The organism is Pseudooceanicola algae, from assembly GCF_003590145.2.
Taxonomy (GTDB): domain Bacteria; phylum Pseudomonadota; class Alphaproteobacteria; order Rhodobacterales; family Rhodobacteraceae; genus Pseudooceanicola; species Pseudooceanicola algae.
The window spans coordinates 162,607-182,836 of record NZ_CP060437.1 but is presented as its reverse complement, the minus strand read 5'-3'; the positions used below and the strand labels follow the sequence as shown (position 1 = coordinate 182,836).

The 20,230-nt window shown below is 64.7% G+C and carries 17 protein-coding genes; 12 read left to right on the top strand and 5 right to left on the bottom strand.

Features of this window, described 5'->3' with window-relative positions; translation table 11 throughout:
• Positions 1–18 precede the first annotated feature (18 nt).
• Positions 19–1,158, top strand: coding sequence for a Gfo/Idh/MocA family protein (locus PSAL_RS18380; RefSeq protein WP_119840422.1), 1,140 nt, complete (start codon positions 19–21; stop codon positions 1,156–1,158).
• 27 nt (positions 1,159–1,185) lie between these two features.
• Positions 1,186–2,412: a D-mannonate dehydratase ManD gene (gene manD, locus PSAL_RS18375; RefSeq protein ID WP_119840423.1), complete on the top strand. Its 1,227-nt coding sequence runs from the start codon at positions 1,186–1,188 to the stop codon at positions 2,410–2,412.
• Positions 2,413–2,462: 50 nt separating this feature from the next.
• On the opposite strand, the gene PSAL_RS18370 is transcribed toward manD, so the two are convergent.
• Positions 2,463–3,158 carry a FadR/GntR family transcriptional regulator gene (locus PSAL_RS18370; protein WP_119840424.1) on the bottom strand — a complete coding sequence of 232 codons (696 nt, stop codon included), beginning with the start codon at positions 3,156–3,158 and terminating at the stop codon, positions 2,463–2,465.
• A 29-nt stretch (positions 3,159–3,187) separates the two neighbouring features.
• Entirely contained in the window at positions 3,188–4,189 is a 1,002-nt protein-coding gene (locus tag PSAL_RS18365) for a Gfo/Idh/MocA family protein (protein WP_119840425.1), read from the bottom strand.
• Positions 4,190–4,455: 266 nt separating this feature from the next.
• Between PSAL_RS18365 and PSAL_RS18360 the strand changes: the two genes are divergently transcribed.
• The 10 genes from PSAL_RS18360 (at position 4,456) to PSAL_RS18315 (ending at position 14,867) form a co-directional block, all read left to right on the top strand.
• Positions 4,456–5,454, top strand: a complete 999-nt coding sequence (locus tag PSAL_RS18360; RefSeq protein ID WP_119840552.1) for a tripartite tricarboxylate transporter substrate binding protein — start codon at positions 4,456–4,458, stop codon at positions 5,452–5,454.
• Between the two features lie 65 nt (positions 5,455–5,519).
• The gene (locus PSAL_RS18355; RefSeq protein WP_119840426.1) at positions 5,520–6,023 is read left to right on the top strand and encodes a tripartite tricarboxylate transporter TctB family protein; all 504 of its coding nucleotides are present in this window, start codon (positions 5,520–5,522) and stop codon (positions 6,021–6,023) included.
• Positions 6,024–7,541 (top strand): tripartite tricarboxylate transporter permease, encoded by a 1,518-nt coding sequence (locus PSAL_RS18350; protein WP_119840427.1) that lies wholly within the window; start codon positions 6,024–6,026, stop codon positions 7,539–7,541.
• A gap of 96 nt (positions 7,542–7,637) precedes the next feature.
• A complete protein-coding gene (locus PSAL_RS18345) occupies positions 7,638–8,363 on the top strand; it encodes a ribonuclease activity regulator RraA (protein ID WP_119840553.1) in 726 nt (241 codons plus the stop codon).
• Positions 8,364–8,365: 2 nt separating this feature from the next.
• Entirely contained in the window at positions 8,366–9,877 is a 1,512-nt protein-coding gene (locus PSAL_RS18340) for an aldehyde dehydrogenase (NADP(+)) (RefSeq protein ID WP_119840428.1), read from the top strand.
• A 214-nt stretch (positions 9,878–10,091) separates the two neighbouring features.
• Positions 10,092–10,625 (top strand): 2Fe-2S iron-sulfur cluster-binding protein, encoded by a 534-nt coding sequence (locus PSAL_RS18335; RefSeq protein WP_119840429.1) that lies wholly within the window; start codon positions 10,092–10,094, stop codon positions 10,623–10,625.
• A complete protein-coding gene (locus PSAL_RS18330; RefSeq protein ID WP_119840430.1) occupies positions 10,622–11,596 on the top strand; it encodes an FAD binding domain-containing protein in 975 nt (324 codons plus the stop codon). Before PSAL_RS18335 ends, PSAL_RS18330 begins: the two co-directional genes overlap by 4 nt.
• Positions 11,593–13,791, top strand: a complete 2,199-nt coding sequence (locus PSAL_RS18325) for a xanthine dehydrogenase family protein molybdopterin-binding subunit (protein WP_119840431.1) — start codon at positions 11,593–11,595, stop codon at positions 13,789–13,791. Before PSAL_RS18330 ends, PSAL_RS18325 begins: the two co-directional genes overlap by 4 nt.
• The gene (locus tag PSAL_RS18320) at positions 13,792–14,409 is read left to right on the top strand and encodes an exopolysaccharide biosynthesis protein (protein ID WP_119840432.1); all 618 of its coding nucleotides are present in this window, start codon (positions 13,792–13,794) and stop codon (positions 14,407–14,409) included.
• A gap of 137 nt (positions 14,410–14,546) precedes the next feature.
• Entirely contained in the window at positions 14,547–14,867 is a 321-nt protein-coding gene (locus PSAL_RS18315; RefSeq protein WP_119840433.1) for a hypothetical protein, read from the top strand.
• Between the two features lie 16 nt (positions 14,868–14,883).
• Here PSAL_RS18315 and PSAL_RS18310 read toward each other — a convergent pair whose 3' ends face one another.
• The 3 genes from PSAL_RS18310 to PSAL_RS18300 all read right to left on the bottom strand — a co-directional run bounded on the left by PSAL_RS18310 (position 14,884) and on the right by PSAL_RS18300 (position 20,096).
• Positions 14,884–17,202, bottom strand: a complete 2,319-nt coding sequence (locus PSAL_RS18310; RefSeq protein WP_119840434.1) for an FdhF/YdeP family oxidoreductase — start codon at positions 17,200–17,202, stop codon at positions 14,884–14,886.
• 112 nt (positions 17,203–17,314) lie between these two features.
• Entirely contained in the window at positions 17,315–17,971 is a 657-nt protein-coding gene (locus PSAL_RS18305) for a hypothetical protein (RefSeq protein WP_119840435.1), read from the bottom strand.
• Positions 17,972–17,993: 22 nt separating this feature from the next.
• The gene (locus PSAL_RS18300; RefSeq protein ID WP_119840436.1) at positions 17,994–20,096 is read right to left on the bottom strand and encodes a catalase; all 2,103 of its coding nucleotides are present in this window, start codon (positions 20,094–20,096) and stop codon (positions 17,994–17,996) included.
• Positions 20,097–20,230 lie beyond the last annotated feature (134 nt).

Sequence of the window (20,230 nt, the reverse complement as noted above, 5' to 3'; positions counted from 1 at the left end):
GGAGGAGGAGGAGACCCCATGACCCGCGCATTGAAAGTCCTGATTGCCGGAACCGGTTTCGCCGGGGAAGGCCACGCGGCGGCCTTTCGCGCTGCCGGTGCCGAGGTCGTCGGCATCGTCGGGCGCACCCCGAAGGTGGTGAAAGATGTCGCAACCCGGCTCGCTATTCCCTATGGCGGGACGGAGTGGGCACAGGCTCTGGCCGAATGCACCCCCGATGTGGTCTCCATCGCCACGCCGGGTGGCGTGCATCACGACCAGATCAGCCAGGCCATCGCCGCCGGCTGCCATGTCTTCTGCGACAAGCCCATGACCACCACCGGCGATACCGCCGCCGATCTTCAGCGGCAGGCCCGCGCAAAGGGCGTCAAGACGGCCTATGCCGCCAGTTTCCGCTATACCCCCAGCATCCGCCACGCCCGGCAGTTGGTGGCCGAAGGCGCCATCGGCGCGCCGCTGGAGGTCGAATGCATCTCTCACTTCAACCTGGAACGCGACATCCCCTTCGGCTGGTCGCACCGCAAGGAAGACGGCGGGGGCCGGCTGAACAACAACTTCACCCATACCCTGTCCATCGTCACGGCCGTCGTCGGCGACCGAATCCTGTCGATCGCCGGGGATGTCCGCGACGATCTTGGCCGGGCACCCATAGTCGAGGGGGTGCATAACTTCGCCACCCGCCGCGATTTCATCCCCAAGGATCTGACCGATCCGAACCTGGAATGGGGCGAAAGCAACGTCGAATGGTCTTATACGGTGCTCGCCCGGATCGAGAGCCCGCTGGCCGAACACCCGGTCTCGGTCATGTTCCGGCATGGCGGTCTTCAGCCCCGGTTTCACGAGGATCACATCATCTTCTACGGCACCGAGGGCGCGATCTATATCAAGGGGCACTACGGCAGCGGCGCGCTTTCCCTCTTTCACCGGGACCACGGCTGGACCGAACAGCCCCTGCCCGATGACATCGCCGCCACCACCCCCGAGGTCCAAGGCGAGACCGAACAATGCTGGCATTACCTGGTCAATGAATTCATCCGCGACATTCGTGGAGAGACGGTCGAGCCCTATCCGACCTTCGACGAAGGCAGCCAGTATCAACAGATCATCGACCTGATCCGGCGCAACGAGACCTGGACCGATGTGACCGGGCTGGCCTGACCGCCGCCCCCAGACGGAGACCCCGCAATGAAGATCATCGACGCCAAGGTATTCGTTGGTGGCCCTGCCAAGAACTACGTCACTCTCAAGATCATGACCGATCAGGGGATCTACGGCCTTGGGGACGCGACGCTCAACAACCGCGAGACCCTGCCTGCGCAATACCTGACCGACTACCTGATCCCGAACCTGGTCGGGATGGACCCGCGCAACAGCGAAGACATCTGGCAGTTCCTCTACCGCGGCGCCTATTTCCGGCGCGGCCCCATCGCCATGGCGGCCTTCGGGGCCATCGACATGGCCCTTTGGGACATCAAGGGAAAGCTGGCGAACATGCCCCTGTACCAGCTGTTCGGGGGCAAAAGCCGCGATGGTGCCATGGTCTATGCCCATGCGACCGGGGCGGATACCGAAGACCTGATGGATTCGATCTCCTACTACGTGGACCAGGGGTACAAGGCCGTGCGCGTGCAATGCGGCGTGCCCGGAATGCCGACCAAGGGCTATGCCGTCCCCGAAAGCAAGGGCGCCTTCCGCAACCACATCACCAGCTATTCCGGTATCCGCCCCAAGGTCGAAACCTGGGACAGCGACAAGTACATGCGCTTCATGCCCGGCGTGCTTGAAGAGATCCGCGACCGCTTTGGCCCCGATCTGAAGATCCTGCACGACGTCCACCACCGCCTGATGCCGCGCGAGGCCGCAGCCTTTGCCAAATCGGTCGAACCCGCCAACCTGTTCTGGCTCGAGGACCCGACCCCCGCCGAAGATCAGGATGCCCTGACCCTGATCCGCCAGCATTCCACCGTACCGATTGCGATCGGAGAGGTCTTCAATTCGATCTACGATTGCAACAAGCTGATCGAGCGCGAGCTGATCGACTTCATCCGCGTGGCCGTGACCTATGCCGGCGGGATCACCCCGGTGAAACGGATCGTCGATCTGGCCGGGCTGCACCATGTCCGCACCGGGTTCCACGGCGCGCCCAGCCATTCGCCGCTTTGCATGGCCGCGCAGGCGCATCTGAATGCCTGGGCGCCGAATTTCGGCATTCAGGAATATCTGGTGCTGGGCACGCCGGAATGCGACGCGCTGTTCCCTTCGGACCACAGGATGGAAAACGGCATGGTGCTGGTCAGCGACGCACCGGGTCTGGGTGTCGATTTCGATGAAAAAGAGGCGGCCCGGTACGAATACGCGCCCGGCAGTCACCCCGTCGTACGTCTGGAAGACGGCACGATGTGGAACTACTGACCAAACGGGCCAGGGACGAGGCGGCGCTTTGGCCGCGCCTCGCCACCCGCCTAATCCCGGCCGATGAACATCCGGTCCTTTGCGGCGGTGATATGCTGACGCATCGCCGCCGAAGCCGCCTGCGGCTGGCCCTTGCGGATGGCGTCAAGCACCGCACGATGCTCGGCCAGCACCGTTTCCTGACGAAGCGGCACATCGAGCAGGGTCAGGGAGCGTGACAGCTCGACCCCGAAGGCGATCTGCGGCCCGAGGGATTCCAGAACCGACACGAAGAAGGTGTTCTTCGTCGCCCGCGCTATGGCCAGGTGAAGCTGCTGATCGGCATCCACCCCCAGTTCCTTCTGAAGGTAGTTCGCCTCCATGATCCGGTAGGCCCGGTCCATTTCCGCCAGATCGTCCTCGTCGCGCCGTTGCGCCGCCCAGGCAGCGGCTGCGCCTTCGACGTCGATGCGGAATTCATAGCATTTCTGGATATCGGTGATCGACCCGAGGGGCACGAAGCTGACCACCTGCCGGTCGGGGCGGCGCAGGACATAGCTGCCCGAGCCGCGCCGCGACTGGATGATGCCGTCGGTGCGCAGACGGGCAAGGGCCGCCCGGATGATCGGGCGGGACACCCCGAAATCTTCCGCAAGGTCGGTTTCGTTCGGAAGCCGCCCGTGGACCGGGTACTTTTCGTCTGTAATCTGCGTCAGCAGCTGATCGTAAACCTGATCGGCCAGTGACGGGCGCCCCGCCTCGCTCAATCTCTTCCCCCCTGCCTGTCGTATGCGGCTCAGATGGTGACACCCGCCGCGCGATAGATCGACTCCATCAGCTGAAGCGTCCGGAGGTTGTCCAGGCGATCCGTCTGGAACGGACGATCACTGCGCAGCCCGTCGACAAAATCGCTGACCGCATTGGTGAAGCAGGCCTGATAGTTCGCCTTCAGATCGTGCAGGGACACCGCATCCGGTTGAGACAGCAGCGTAATCCGGTCCCGGTCATAGATCAACGTATCGCCCTCGCCCAGAAGCTCCAGCCTGTCCGCCGGCAGGGGCGGGTGGCCGGGTGCGGCGATATCCGCGTCGATCACGATCAGCGCGCCGTCCGCAGAGCGCAGCTGAATCAGGGCAACGTCTTCGCCTTCCAAATCCGGGTTGATCCGGTCCAGGGTGGCGCTGACGACCGTCATCTCGCCCAGAATCGCGCGCAGCGCGTCAAGGTGGTGGATCAGCACTTCGAAGACCAGAAGCCGGCGGAACTTGGCCAGATAGGGCTGGCGCTGCAGCAGGAAGGGCGCGTTGCCCGGATAATCCCATACGGCCGAGGCGCGCACCGTCAGGCGGGCGTGGCGCAGACGGCCGACTTCACCGGCTTGCATCCGGGTTGCCAGCTCCGCGTAATGCGGCCGGAAACGGTAGTTTTCGTGCACCATGAAGCGGACGCGTTCACCGACATCGGCGATCAGGGCTTCGGCTTCGGCCACGGTCGGGGTCATCGGCTTCTGGCACATCACGTGAACGCCGCGATCCGCAGCCTGCCGCACCAGCGGGGCATGGCTGCCGACCGGGGTGATGATGTCCACAGCGTCGGGGGTGACCGCATCCAGCATCTCGGCCATGTCGGTGAAGACGCGCGGAATTCCGAAGACTTCGGCCTGCGCTTCGGCGCGCGCCTTGTCGGGATCGCAAATTGCGGCAACGCTTACATTCTTCTGGGCCTTCCAGCCCTTCAGGTGAAACTCGCTGATAGCGCCTGCGCCTGCGACGGCTACCGTCAGATTATCGTATGCCACCCCTGTGCCTCCCGATCTGGTAATTGGACCTGCCCACTACATTAATAATATTGACACATCAAGATGCCAACCTTACACATTCCGACAAATATGACAAATCTCGCCGCGCGTTCGGAGAGAAGGACAGGTGGCCGCAAAATGCCCCTGGCACCCTGTTGGGTAAGGAGCGCGCAGGCTACAGTTTTCATCGGGTCGGCATGGAAAAGCCCATCACCGACTCACACCGACTGCCCCATCCGGGGCTGCATTACATGGGAGGAAAATCCATGACTGACTTTGCAAAAACCACTCGGCGCGGGCTGCTCAAGGGCGCAGCGGCGGCTTCGGCCCTCGGCCTCGTCGGCGCCCCCGCCTGGGCGGCCGATTATCCGACCCGTCCGATCACCATGATCGTGCCCTGGGGTGCCGGCGGCGGCACCGATGCCACCGCACGCATCATCTCGGCCCTTCTGGAACGTCGTGTCGGGCAGCCGATCAACGTCGTCAACCGCACCGGCGGCGCAGGCGTCATCGGCCATTCGGCCATCGCAACGGCCCCCAACGACGGCTACACCCTTGGCCTCGTGACCGTCGAGATCGCGATGATGCATCACCTCGGCCTGACCGAGCTGACCAACGAGGATTACACCCCTCTCGGTCTGATGAACGCCGACAGCCCGGCGATCACCGTGGCCGCCAACAGCGACTACACGGATATCGAAAGCCTGACCGATGCGATCATCGCCTCCGAGCCGGGGACCTTCAAGGCCTCCGGCACCTCGCAGGGTGGAATCTGGCACCTGGCGCTGGTCGGCTGGATGAAATCCCTGGGCCTCGCCGGTGACCACGTCACCTGGGTGCCTTCCGAAGGCTCTGCGCCTGCCATGCAGGATCTGATCGCCGGCGGCATCGACATCGTGACGGTTTCGCTGGGTGAAACCAAGGCGATGGTCGACGCGGGTCGCGCCGTCAACGTGGCCCTGATGGGCTCCGAGCGCGCCTCCAGCCACCCCGACGTCCCGACCCTGATCGAAAGCGGCTCCGCCGATTTCGCTCTGGCGACCTGGCGCGGTGTCTGTGGTCCCAAGGACATGCCGCAGGAAGCTACCGATGCGATTTCCGCCGCGCTGGCAGAAATCGCCGTCGATCCCGAGTTCGTGGACTTCATGAACGGTCGCGGCTTCAACATCGCCTACCTCGACCCCGAGGCCCATACCGCGATGATGGCCGAGGCAGACGCCCAGATGGCTGAAACGATGGCTGCTGCCGGCCTGCTTCGGGAATAATCCGAACATCTTGTGCGGCCGGTGCGACATGCGCCGGCCGCCCTGCCCGAAATCCGGAGGAATACATGAAGATCACCGACGCCTTGCTGGGCGGGTTTTTCCTTTTGCTCGGAGCCCTGATGCTCTGGCAGGCCTCGCTTTTTCCGACATTCGCGAGTCAGCCCTACGGAGCCGCCTTCCTGCCCTCGATCCTGGCCTCCGGGTTCATCCTGGCCGGAGCGTTGCTGCTGGTGCGTGACCTGCGCCTGCGTCGCGCCCTCGCCAAAGGCGACACGGGTCAAGGCGACGACAGCAACCCGTTTTTCGCCTGGAACACGGACCTGAAACACGGCGGTGCTCCGGCGTTGCTGGCGGTGCTGGGCAACGTCCTGGCCCATATCTTCCTGACCCCCATTATCGGGTTCCTGCCGGTTTCCATCGTTGGTCTCACACTTCTTTTTCTTATCCTGCGTCTGCGTCCCTGGGTCGCCATTGCAATCGCGATCGCGACATCTCTGGTATGCTGGTGGCTCTTCGTGGGTCTGCTGCGCGTTCCGCTGCCGCGCGGAATCCTGGACGGAGTTCTCTGAATGGCAAGCTTTGATATCATCCTTCAGGCGCTGCAACTGGTCCTTGACCCCCGCGTCCTGCTGACCGCCTTCCTTGCCGGCGCCTTCGGGATGTTCGTCGGCGCCATGCCGGGCCTGACCGCCACAATGGCAACGGCCCTTCTGGTGCCCCTGACCTTCTTCATGGATCCCATCCCCGCCCTTGCCGCCATCGTCGCGGCCAGCGGTATGGCCATCTTTGCCGGTGACATCCCGGGCGCCCTGCTGCGTATTCCGGGCACGCCGGCCTCTGCCGCCTATGTCGAGGACAGCTACAAGCTGACCATGAAGGGCCGCCTGAACGAGGCGCTCGGCACCAACCTTCTGGTGTCCTGCATCGGTGGCCTGATCGGCATCGCCGTACTGATCGTCGCGGCGCCGCTGCTGGCCGAATTCGCCCTGCGCTTCACCTCCTATGAATACTTCTGGCTGGCGACGCTCGGCCTGTCCTGCGCCATCTTCGTGGCGTCCAGCGACGCGCTGAAAGCCGGTGTTGCACTGCTGATCGGCCTGACCCTGGCGACCGTCGGCCTTGACCCCACAACCGGGGTGCCGCGGTTCACCTTCGGGCAACAGAACCTGCTTGCCGGGATCGAATTCATCCCGGCGATGATCGGTCTCTTCGCCCTGGCCGAGGTCATGCGTGGGGTCATCCGGCTCAACACCGGGACGAAACCTGCCCCGATGCCTTCCAACACCGGGCCCCTGTTCAAGGGGGTCGGCGGGATCATCCGCCGGCACCCCAAGAACATCGCCCGCGGGTCGCTGATGGGTGTGCTGATCGGCGCCCTGCCCGGGGCCGGCGCGGATATCGCGGCCTGGATGGCCTATGCGGTCTCCAAACGGTTTTCCAAGACGCCGCGCAAATACGGCACCGGCCACGTCGAAGGGCTTGTCGATGCCTCGGCCGCCAATAACGCCGCCATCGGCGGGTCCTGGATCCCGGCGCTTGTCTTCGGCATCCCCGGCGACAGCGTGACCGCCATCGTCATCGGCGTCCTTTACATGAAGGGGATGAACCCCGGCCCGATGGTCTTCATCCAGAACCCGCAGCTGATCTACGCGGTCTTCCTGATCTTCATCCTGACCACGCTGATGATGGTGCCGCTTGGCTGGGCCGCCGTGAAAGCCGCAAAGCAAGTGCTTCTCGTGCCCTCCCGCGTGCTGCTGCCCATCGTGATGAGCCTCTGTATCGTCGGCGCCTTCGCCATGACCAATTCGGTCTTCGGCATCGTCATCATGCTGGCAATCGGCATCCTTGGCTGGCTGCTCGAGGAAAACGGCTTCCCCGTTGCCCCGATCATCCTTGGCCTGGTCCTGGGTCCGATGTTCGAACGCATGTTCATGACCTCCATGATCAAGTCCGACGGCAACCTGCTGGCCTTCTTCGAACGGCCGATCGCGGCGGGGCTTGGGGTCTGCGTGCTGCTGATATGGGTCTTCTCCATTATCGGGGCCCTGCGCCAGCGTCGGGCGACCCCGGTCGGTGCCAGTGAATGATCCACGTCGATTAACCATCGTTTTCAACGTCCGGGTGTGCGGTTGACCCCGATACCCACCCAGTCCGAAAGGAGCCTCATTCGAGGAATGCCAGATATGACAGATTACATCTTGTCCGAAGAAACCCGCGCCAAGCTGATGAAGGTGTCCACCGCGTCCGTTGCCACCGCGCTGTACAAGCGCGGGCTGCGCAACCAGTTCGTGCAGGGCGTCGTGCCGGTCGATCGCAAGCCGGTCACCATGGTCGGCCAGGCCTTTACCCTGCGCTACATTCCCGCCCGCGAAGACCGCAACCCGCTGACCGCCTTCCGCGATCGCGAGCACAAGCAGCGGGTCGCCATCGAAACCTGCCCCGAAGGCCATGTTCTGGTGATGGATGCGCGCAAGGACAGCCGCGCCGCGACCGCCGGATCGATCCTGATCACCCGCCTGGCCAAACGTGGCGGTGCCGGTGTCGTGTCCGACGGCGGTGTCCGGGATGCCCTGGGGATCGGCGCGCTTGACATGCCGGCCTATTTCGCCTGCTCCTCGGCGCCGACCAACCTGACCCTGCACGAAGCCATCGACATCAACGTGCCGATCTCCTGCGGCGACGCGCCGGTCTTTCCCGGTGACGTGATGCTGGGCGACGGCGACGGCGTGATGGTCATCCCCGCGCACCTCGCGGACGAGATCGCGGATGAATGCACCGGCATGGAATCCTTCGAGGACTTCGTGCTGGAAAAGGTCGAGAACGGCGCCGGAATCATCGGCCTCTATCCCGCGACCGACGAAAGCAATCTTGAAGAATACGCCGCCTGGCGCGAACGGACAGGACGTTGAACATGACCCATGACCTTCACGGCGATCACCTGATCGCAGGCAAACGCATTTCCACCGAGACGAAGTTCTCTTCTTCCCCGGCCACTGGCCCGGCCGCCGAATTCTCGGTCGGCACGGTCGAGCTGGTCGAGCAAGCCTGTGCCGCGGCTGCCGCCGCCGCCGAAGGCTTTGCCGCGACGTCGCGCGAAGACCGCGCCCGCCTGCTGGAAGCCATCGCGGACCAGATCGACGCCCGTGGCGATGCGATCACCGCCGTCGGCAGCGCGGAAACCGGCCTGCCCGCCGGGCGTCTGCAAGGTGAACGCGGTCGTACCACCGGCCAGCTGCGCCTGTTCGCCTCGCATATCCGCGACGGCGCCTACCTGGATCGCCGCTACGACGAGGCCCTGCCGGACCGCGCGCCCCTGCCCCGGCCGGACCTGCGCATGATGCAGCGCCCCATTGGCCCCGTTGCCGTATTCGGCGCCTCGAACTTCCCGCTGGCCTTCTCGGTCGCCGGTGGTGATACCGCCGCCGCGCTGGCCGCCGGCTGCCCGGTTGTCGTCAAGGGCCACAGCGCCCACCCCGGCACCGGCGAGATCGTCGGCGATGCCGTGGCGGCTGCCATCGCAAGCCTCGACATGGATCCGGGTCTGTTCAGCCTGGTTCAGGGCGGCCGCCGCGATGTCGGTCAGGCACTGGTGACGGACCCCCGCATCAAGGCCGTCGGCTTTACCGGCAGCCTCGGTGGCGGTCGTGCGCTGTTCGACCTCTGCGCCTCGCGTCCCGAGCCGATCCCCTTCTTCGGTGAGCTCGGCAGCGTCAACCCGATGTTCGTCCTGCCCCATGCCGCCGCCGCGCGTGCCGCCGAGATCGGCACCAATTGGGCCGGCAGCCTGACCATGGGTGCGGGCCAGTTCTGCACCAACCCCGGCATCGCGGTCGTGATCGACGGACCCGAGGCCGACGCCTTTGTCGCCGCCGCCCTCGAAGGTCTGAAGAAGGTCGACGCACAGACCATGCTGACCGATGGCATGGCCTCTGCCTTCCAGGATGGCGCGCGCCGAGTGGCCGATGCCTCCGGCGTCTCCACCTGCCTTTCCGGGACCACCGCCGACCGCAAGGCCGAACCGCACCTCTACGAGGTCGCGGCACAGGACTGGCTGGCCGATGAAGCCCTGGCTGAAGAAGTCTTCGGCCCGCTCGGGCTGGTGATCCGCGTCGCGGATGCCGCTCAGATGGAAGAAGTCGCACGCAGCTTCGTCGGTCAGCTGACCGCGACCCTGCAGCTGGACGACGACGACATCGCCCTGGCCAAGACCTTGCTTCCGGTTCTGGAAAAGATGGCGGGCCGCGTGCTTGCCAACGGCTTCCCGACCGGCGTCGAAGTCTCCGACACCATGGTTCACGGCGGCCCCTACCCGGCCAGCACCAACTTCGGCGCAACCTCGGTGGGCACGCTGTCCATCCGTCGCTTCCTGCGCCCGGTCTGCTACCAGAACCTGCCGGCCGCCCTGCTGCCCACCGATCTTTGATCGCGCAAGCCGGATCGCCCTTCTAGCGGGGTGACACGCCTTCAGGAATGACCCCTTTCGCCGGGGGTCATTCCACCCGTCCCGAGGCCCTCGGGACCCGCAGCGCCAAGCCCCTTGATCGGCGCAGGCTGCCCCCATCCCCCAACATCGAAATATCGCCGGGAACATGTTCAGGCGCTCCTCGTTGAGTTTGTGACGTTCAAGGAGCTCCCTCATGCAGACCACGCTAACCGTCAACGGACGGAACCATGAACTGGACATCGACCCGCGGGTCACCCTGCTCGATGCCCTGCGCGATCAGATCGGGCTGACCGGCAGCAAGAAGGGCTGTGATCACGGCCAATGCGGCGCTTGCACGGTGCTGGTGGATGGCCGCCGGATCAACGCCTGCCTCAGTCTTGCCGTGATGCACGACGGCGACAGCATCACCACCGTCGAAGGGCTTGCCGAAGGTGGCGCCTCTGCCCTGCAGAAGGCCTTTGTCGCCCATGACGGCATGCAATGTGGCTACTGCACACCGGGTCAGGTCTGTTCGGCCACGGGGATGCTGGAAGAGGTCTCCGCCGGCTGGCCCAGCCACGTCAGCGATGATCTGGAAGGCCCTGTGACCCTGAGCCATGCCGAGCTGTCCGAACGGATGAGCGGCAATCTTTGCCGGTGTTCCTGCTATCCGGGCATCAACGCCGCGATCCGCGAGATCGCCGACGAGACCAGGCAACCAATTGATCAGCAGGAGGCCGCGGAATGAAACCTTTCGATTATCAGCGCCCCTCCGACCGGGACGCCGCCCATGCAGCCGCACGCGAAGGTGCGATGTTCATCGCCGGGGGCACCAACCTTGTCGACCTGATGAAGCTGGAGGTCATGGCGCCTGACCGGCTTGTCGACGTGTCCCGCCTCGGGCTCGATGGGATCGAAGTTCAGGATGGCGGGTTGCGCATCGGTGCCATGGTCACGAATTCCGACCTTGCCGCCGATCCGCGTCTGCGCCGGGATTACCCTGTTTTGTCCCGCGCCCTTCTGGCCGGGGCTTCGGGCCAGTTACGCAACAAGGCCACTACGGGTGGAAACCTGTTGCAACGCACGCGCTGCCCTTATTTCTACGACACGGATGCAGCCTGTAACAAGCGCGCACCGGGCTCCGGCTGCGCCGCCCTGGGCGGCGAGATGCGCAATCACGCTGTGCTGGGCACCTCGGATCATTGCGTGGCCCTGCACCCGTCGGACATGGCCGTTGCCATGCGCGCACTGGATGCCCTGGTCGAAGTCGAAGGCCCGGATGGTGCCATCCGCCATGTGCCATTGGATGATTTCTATCGCCTGCCCGGCGTGACACCGCATCTGGAAACAACGCTCGGCGCGGGCGACCTGATCACGGCGGTCCTTCTGCCGCCCCCCCCGCAGGGCGCAGTGCAGGTCTATCGCAAGGTACGTGACCGCGCGTCCTACGCCTTTGCGCTGGTGTCGGTGGCCGCAGTCGTCACGCTTGACAAGGGGCGTTTCAGCCAGGCGGCACTGGCCTTCGGCGGGCTTGGCGCCCGCCCCTGGCGCGACCCCGCGGTCGACGCCCTGCTTGTTGGCGAGACCCCGTCGGACGCCCTGTTCGCGGAGGCCGGCAAGCATCTGTTGCGCAACGCCGCACCCCGCGAAGGCACGGAATTCAAGCTGCCGCTGGCCCGGCGTGTGCTGAGCGCAGTCCTGAAGGAGGCGACGCAATGACCCTGGACCTGAAGATCGACAACGCCGACCATGAAAACCGCGCCGATGATCTGGCGCAGAACGTGCTGGGTCAGGACAACGCCCGGCCCGACGGGCTGGACAAGGCCACGGGCCGCGCGCTTTACGCTGCCGAAGCCCGCCCAGATGGCCTGTTGCACGGCTTTCTGGTGCGCGCGCCCGCCATCGGCGCGGTCGCCTGTCCCGATATCGACACAATCCGCAAAATGGCAGGAGTCCGTACGGTGCTGCGCGACGCCCGCATGATCCGCAACGCGGCACAGGGTGCCGCGAACGAGGCCCCGATCCAGGGTGTCGATAAGGCCGAATACGTCGGCCAGCCGATTGCCCTGGTCGTGGCCGATACCTTCGAACAGGCCCGCCATGCCGCGCAATCCCTGACGGTCGAGATCCAGCCCAAAGAAGTGCCGGTAAACCCGCAGGACGTGTCCCCGGAAGACCCCGATGACAAGCAAAGCGCCCAGGGCGATCTGGACGCGGCGATGCGCGATGCCGCCATCACGGTGGACGAAACCTACACGACCTCGTCGATGACCTCCGGCGCGATGGAGCCCCATGCCGCGACGGCCGATTGGGACGGCACCACCCTGACCCTGCGGGGCAGCTTGCAGATGCTGAAGTTCAACCGCAACGAACTGGCGGACAGCGTCGGACTGAACCCAGAAAACGTCCGCATCCTTGCCCCCTTCGTCGGCGGCGGCTTCGGGTCCAAGCTGGGGATCTCGGCGGATTGCGTGTCTGCCGCCCTTGCCGCGATGGAGCTTGGCCAGCCGGTCCGCGTGGTCCAGCACCGCCGCCATGTCTTCGAGGTCAACACCCGCCGCTCCGAGACCCGCCAGCACATCCGCCTTGCCGCCGACAGCGACGGCCGCCTGACGGGGCTGGGACATGAGGCGCTGGTGTCCAACATCACCGGCGAAGTCTTTGCCGAACCTGTCGTTCAGGCGAGCCATTTCGCCTATGCCGCAGCCAATCGCTGCCTTGGCCTGCGCATCGCGCGGATCAACCGCCCGGCTGCGGGGTCGGTCCGGGCACCGGGCGAAGCGGTCGGCGTCACCGCCTTCGAGGTCGCCATGGACGAGCTGGCCTGCAAGGCCGGCATCGACCCTGTCGACCTGCGCCTGCGCAACATCCCCGACAAGGACCCGGAAAGTGGGGTGCCATTTTCGTCCCATCGCCTCGAAAGCGCGTTGACAGAAGGCGCGGAGCGCTTCGGCTGGGCCGACCGCCCCGCTGCCCGCCGCCAGCGGCGCGAGGGCGAATGGTGGATCGGCACCGGCATGGCTGCCGCCTTCCGCGTCAACATGGTGATCGAGGCCGAGGCCCGCATCCGCCTTGAGGGCAACCGCGCCGTGGTGGAAAGCGACATGACCGATATCGGCACCGGCAGCTACGCGATCTTTTCCCAGATCGCGGGTGAACTGCTGGGCCTGCCGCTGGACCAGGTGACGGTCCGGCTGGGCGATACGGATCTGCCGCCCGGTTCCGGCTCTGGCGGCTCCTTCGGGGCCGCGTCGACCGGGACGGCCGTCTGGATGGCCGGGATGGACCTGCGCCGGCAAATCGCGGCACGCCTCAACTGTGACGAGGCCGCGCTGACCCTGAAGGACGGCATGGCAATCCACAACAATCAACGACACCCCCTGAGCGAAGTCCTCGGCGGCGAAGACCTGAGTGGGCACGGCCATGTCCAGCCCGGCGAGGCCGCCGAAAAGGTCCGCCAGGCGACCTTTGGCGCTCATTTCGCCGAGGTCGCGGTCAACGACGTGACCGGTGAGGTGCGGATGCGCCGGATGTTGGGCAGTTTCGCCTGCGGTCGGGTGCTGAACCCGCGCACGGCCCGTTCGCAGTGTCACGGCGGCCAGACCTGGGGCATCGGCATGGCACTGACCGAGGCGATGACCCATGACCGGCGTGATGGGCACATCGTGAACCGCGACTTTGCCGAATATCACCTGCCGGTAAACGCCGATGTGCCACCGCTCGAGGTCCACTTCGTGGAAGAACGCGATCCCTGGGCCGGTCCCATGCAGGCCAAGGGCATCGGGGAACTGGGCATTTGCGGCGCGGGCGGGGCGATCCTGAACGCGATCCACCACGCCTGCGGGGCGCGAATGCGAGACTTTCCGGCAACGCCCGACAGGGTCCTTGCCGCGATGGAGGGGATACCTGGCTGAATGACGACGACAGAAACCTCCGATACCGCAGATACGCCCGATACCTCCTCCCACGCTCTGAGCGAGGTGCTGGACGAACTGGAATCTGCCCTGCACGACGACGAGATCCGCTTTGAGGAGGTCGTCGACACCCTCGGGCGGACCTCTTTCGCCTCGTTGATGCTGGTGTTTTCGCTGATTGCCGCCTCCCCGGCCAGCGCCATACCCGGTGTTACCGCCTTTGTTGCGGTGCTGGTCTTTATCCTGGTCGCGCAGATGATGCTGGGCCGCCAAAGCCTCTGGCTTCCGAAATGGCTGACCAGGCGACGGCTGGGCACCGAAAAGCTAGGCAAGGGCATCGCCTGGCTGCGCAAACCCGTCCATTTTGTGGAGCGGTTCCTGAAGCCACGCCTGACCTTCCTGTTTCATCGTCCCTGGCTGTGGCTGCCGATGATCCTGATCATGGCCTTGACGCTGTTCATGCCCTTCATGGAACTCGTGCCGGCCTCCGGCTCCATCGCATCGGCCATCATCGCGCTGTTCGCCGCCAGCCTTCTGACCCGCGACGGGGGGCTTGCCATCGTGTCGCTGGGGCTTCTGGCGCTGCTGCCGGTCGGCATCTTCCTCTGGCTGGGCTGAGCCCATCGATCTGGCCGATGCCGGGGGTCCTGCAGCGGGTGAAACCCCGCCGTGGCCGGTCCTTTCCATCCCCATCAAGGGAACGGAAAAGGCCCTGTGTCGTTGGTCATCCAGACAGCCACGAAGGAATATGTCACATGAGCACCAAGGCAAAGGACGAACCCCGCAACGCCGCGCAATTGCGCGAGCAGATCGATCGCGGGGGTGCGGCGGACAAGGTCGCCTTCTCTGATCCGGCTGCCGCGCCGCTTGGCACGGATGACGAAGCGGCAGGCCACCCGCCGTCCCGCGAACAGGTGGCCCATGCGGCCCGCGCCGAAACCGGGCGCGCCGACCCGGCCGAGGAAAAGAAGGATCAGGCGGATCTTCTGCAAGGCAGCGGACCCGGAAAAGGCACCCTGATCGCGCTTTGCCTTGCGGTTGCGGCCATCGTCGTGGTGATGGTGATCCTGATCTGACGGCCCGCGCCCTCTCTCAGGAGGCCTCGGTCAACAGGCGCACGGGCGCGCCCTTGTAGGCCGGGGTCTGCGAATTCTTTTCGTGATAGGACAGCGGCACCAGGGGGTTGAGCTCGGGGTAATAACCCGCGATGCAGCTGTTGGGCAGGTCATAGGGAACGACCTTCAGGCCCGGCACCCGGCGCGTGATTCCGTCCTCGATCGCGGAAATCAGCGTCACGCGATCCCCTTCCTTCAGCCCCAGGCGCGCGATCTCTTCCGCGTTCAGGAGCACGATGTCGCGCTCTCCTTCCAACCCGCGCAGCCGGTCGGACATGCCGTAGATCGTCGTGTTGAACTGATCGTTGGACCTCATGGTGATCAGGGTCAGCACATCCTCGCCCGCCGGGGCCGCGCCAAGGGCGCTCAGGCAGTCGGGCGCCGTGAACTGGGCCTTGCCGCTTTCGGTCTTCCAGATCCGGTCGCGCACGGGATTGCCGCGGTAAAAGCCGCCCGGCTCGAACATGCGGGCATTGAAATCGGCGAAATCGTCGGGGTAGGTGCGGGCGATCAGATCGCGGATCAGGGCATAATCATCAATCCAGGCACCCCATTCCAGATGCGGGTTCGCCGGCAGGGTTTCCTGCGCAATCCCGGCGATGATCGCCACTTCGGAACGAACCGCGTCGCCCGGTGGTGTCGCCTCTCCCACAGAGCCATAGACGTGGGACAGCGACCCTTCCATTGAGACGGCCTGCGCACCGCCGGCCTGCATGTCCTTGTCGAGGCGCCCTAGGCAGGGCAGCAGATAGCCCGTCTGCCCCGGAAACAGATGCGACCGGTTGAGCTTGGTCGCGATGTTGACGGTCAGGCCAAGCTGCGGCCAGGCGGCTTCCATCCGTTCGCGGTCGGGCAGCGCGCGCAACAGGTTGCCGCCGAGCGACAGCATCGCCTTCACCCGCCCTTCAAGGATGGCTTCACAGGCATGAACCGCGTTCAGCCCGTTCCGCGTCGGTGCCTCGATCCCGAAAAGTTCCTTCAGCTTGTCCGCCGGCATATGAGCCGATTTCTCGCCGATGCCGACCGTGCGCTGGCCCTGCACGTTGGAATGTCCGCGAACCGGGGAAATCCCCGCGCCCGGCCGCCCCATGTTGCCGCGCAACATCAGCAGATTCACCAACATGCCCAGGTTCAGCCAGCCGTTCACGTGCTGCGTCAGGCCCATCCCGTAGATGCCGATGACGTTCTTGGCGTTCAGGTAGACCTCTGACGCGTCCTCGATCATCGCGCGGGTCAGGCCGGATTGCTCTTCGATCTCTGGCCAGCCATAGCTTTCGACCTGAGCGATGGTCTCGCGGTACCCCAGGGTTTCCGTCGCGATGAAATCCTGATCCAGCACGGTGCCCGGCGCGTCCCGTTCCGCAGCCAGGACAGATTTCATCATGCCGACCAGCACTGCGATGTCCCCACCGGGGCGCACCTGGTAAAATTGTTCCGAGATCTCCGTGCCATGCCCGGTCAGCATCTGGCCGACATTCTGCGGATCGACGAATTCCACCAACCCGCGTTCCCGCACCGGGTTGAAGGTCACGATGCGACAGCCCCGGTCGACGGCGTCTTTCAGCGTGTGCAGGAAGCGTGGGCTGTTCGATCCGGTGTTCTGGCCAAAGAAGAAGATCGCATCACAGTGGTCGAAATCTTCAAGCGTGCAGGTGCCGACCGGCGTACCGATGAAGGTCTGCAAGTTGACCGAGGTCGTCTCGTGGCACATGTTCGAGGACTGCGGCAAGTTCTGGTGCCCCATGGCCCGCGCGAAAAGCGCATACAGATAGGCCGCTTCGAGCCCCGCGTGACCAGAGGCATAAAAGACCGCGTCTTCGGGTTGGTCGAGCGCCTTGAGCCGGGCGCCGATATCCGCGTAGGCCTCTTGCCAGGTGACGGGCACATAGTGGTCCGTCTGCGGATCATAGCGCAGCGGGTCGGTCAGCCGCCCGGCCTTCTCCAGATCGGTATCATGCCAGTGGCGCAGATCGGTCAGGCTGTGGGTGGCAAAGAATTCGGCATTGGCGCGTCGCTTGTCGAGCTCCCACAGAGTGGCCTTGGCGCCGTTTTCACAAAACTCCGCCGGATGCGGCTTTCCGGGTTTGGCCCAGGCACAGGCGGTGCACATGACCCCGCCGGGCTTGTTCTGTCGGTAGAGGGTGCGCAATGCCTCGGCCGAAGGTTCGGATTGCCCGATGATCCTGGCAATTCCCTTCAGCGACCCCCAGCCCCCTGCCGCGATGCCGGTCGCCTGGTTCCCCCTGTCATCATCAGCCGCATCATGGGTTACGGGATCGTCGTCCTTTGCAGACATGGGGCACCTCTGAGTCCGGGGGAGTGTCCTTGTAAACGAAAAGGTTCCTGCCCCGGTTCCATGGAAGACGCCGCGCGCCGTTTCTTGTGATCGACGCGGCGCGCGGGTCAGGTCACAGCTTTGCCAACTCCGCCCCGAGGGACGAGGTGTTTTGACCGTGTCGTTTCTGCAAGGCACCCAGAACGCTGGTGATCCGGCGCCTTTCCCGACGGGAGCGGATCTGACGGGCATCGACGCTACAGGGTGTGACGTAGAAGGTGCCCTCCTCTGCCTCGACCTCGAATTCGCGGACCGCAGCGGCGATGTTGCGGGCCTGGTTGGTTGCCGCCACCGCAACCAGCTTCAACCCGCTGCCGGGATCGACCTCTCGCCCCAGATGCCCGCGCGCGCGGTCGATGACGTCCTGGAAACTGCCGATATCAACAAAGCCACCTGATGGGATCGGCCCCTGCCCGGTCAGTTCGGCGGGGGTCGTCACCTCCTCCCGTCGCAATTCGTTGCGATCGACAACGCTGGCCACCACCGGCCCGTCCTGCCCGTCGAGGGACACCAGTACGTCCAGCAGATATGCGGGCTCGGCACCCATGTTGCTGATCAGGCAGCGGGCTTCCGTGGTTTCCCCGCCGCCCCGATTGATCAGCAGGCTGGAGCGGCGCTGCTGGATATAGCCCTGCAGAAAGATATTCAGATAGACCAGCCAGACGAATGTCGTCGCCAGGCTGGCCAGGATCTGAAACAGCTCTGCATTGTCCTTGACGGTTTCCAGCATTGCGCGCCTCCCAGCAGGTCCGTCAGGACCGGTCCCAGAAGCGCAGCGCGGCGCAGGCCCTCAGGAAGGCATCCGGACCCGATGCGCCATCGCCGGAGGTGCCATCGAGGAACATGCCCGCGTCAGGGTCCTTCGGCAGACCGGCGGCCTGCAACAGCGGCATGGCCGGGGCGTTGGCCCAGAGGAACTTCTTGTGGGCAAAGGCATCCGCGACCCAGGTCTTGGCCGCATGCATCTGCGCAAGCGTCTCGGCCCCCTCGGACGAGGTCAGCACCGCAACCGCATCGAACAGCACCGACGGACCGCCATCGGTCTTTTCCTGCGCCGGGATGATCGAACCGTCCTTGGCCTTGGCGCCACCGATCCTTGGGGCAACCACGACGACCTTGGCACCGGCCTTTTCGGCGGCCTTCTTCAGGGCATCGACCTCTGCCGCATCGACCCCGTCACTGACCAGAATGCCGAGGATGCGCCCGGCAAAACTTTTCGGGCCGTTCTTCAGGATGCTGAGCGCCGGAGAGGGTTCGAGCCCGGTCAAGGGCTCCCGCGCGGCATCTGCCTTGTCGGGCAACTCCATACCGAGCGCGTCGGCAAGGCTGGTGGCCAGATCCATGTCGACATGCTGAAGGTGGCTCAGCACGCGGGACCGGATCGCCGGGGTTTCGACCTTGGACAGTTCAAAGGCAAAGGCATCCCGGATATGCGTCTGCTCGGTTTCCGTCTGGCTGATGTAGAACTGCCGCGCCTGGCTGTAGTGATCCGCGAAGGTTTCCGACCGCTCGCGTACCTTGGGAGCCGAGACCTCTTCGGGGTAGCTGGTAAAGCCCTTGGCGGGGTTTTCACGGGGTCCGGCGGCCTCGCCCGACCAGGAATTCGGCTCGTAGTTCGCGCGCCCCTTGGGATTGTGCATCGCCATGTGACCGTCCTGCTGGAAGCTGTGGAAGGGGCATTTGGGCGCGTTGATCGGCAGGTGGGTGAAGTTGGGGCTCCCAAGACGTTTCAGCTGCGTATCGAGGTAGGAGAAATTTCGCCCCTGCAACAGCGGGTCGTCGGTGAAATCCACACCCGGCGGCACGTTGGCGGTGTGGAAGGCGACCTGTTCAGTCTCGGCAAAGAAGTTGTCGACCATGCGGTTCAGCACCAGACGACCGACGATCTGCACCGGCACCAGTTCCTCGGGGATCAGCTTGGTCGCGTCGAGGATGTCGAAATCGAAACTGTCGGCGAAATCTTCGTCAAAGACCTGCAGGCCCAGCTCCCATTCCGGATAATCGCCGGACTGGATCGCGTTCCACATGTCTCGGCGGTGGAAATCCGGGTCCGCGCCGTTGATCTTCACCGCCTCGTCCCAGGTCACAGACTGCAGACCCTGCTTGGGCTTCCAGTGGAATTTCACGAAATGCGACTTGCCCTCGGCGTTGACCATCCGGAAGGTATGGACGCCAAAGCCTTCCATGAAACGGAAGGAGCGGGGGATGGCGCGATCCGACATGGCCCACATCAGCATGTGGACGGATTCGGGGCTGAGCGAGGCGAAATCCCAGAAATTGTCATGCGCGGTCTGCGCCTGCGGGAAGGCCCGGTCGGGTTCTTCTTTCGCCGCGTGGATCAGATCGGGGAACTTCATCGCGTCCTGAATGAAGAAGACGGGGATGTTGTTGCCCACGATGTCCCAGTTGCCCTCCTGGGTATACAGCTTGACGGCAAAGCCGCGCACGTCGCGGGCCAGATCGGCGGAACCCTTGTTGCCCGCCACGGTCGAGAACCGCACGAAGGCCGGGGTCCTTTCGCCCTTGCGCTGGAAGATGTCGGCCGAGGTCAGGTCGGTCAGTGGTTCGTAGGTTTCAAAGAACCCATGCGCGCCATAGCCACGGGCATGCACGACCCGCTCGGGGATGCGTTCGTGGTCGAAGTGGAACATTTTCTCGCGAAAGTGGAAATCTTCCATCAACGCCGGGCCGCGCGCGCCTTGGCGCAGCGTATTCTGGTCATCGGACACCGGAATGCCCTGAGCGGTGGTCATCGTGGGACGGTCGCCCCCGGCCACCTGACGTGTCTCGCCACCCGTGCCGGTAAAATCTTCGGTCTGGGATGCTGTATCCGTCTTGCTGGTCAGTTTCGCCATGCTGTCCTCCGGGTCCTGGATTGGGTCTGCGCCACCCGTGTCGATCGGGGCGGGCAGGTTGGTCTGCCTGTGTCGGCACCAGCCAGTTTCCTCACGATGCGCACCGCGCGCGCCACTCCGCACGAAGGGGGTGC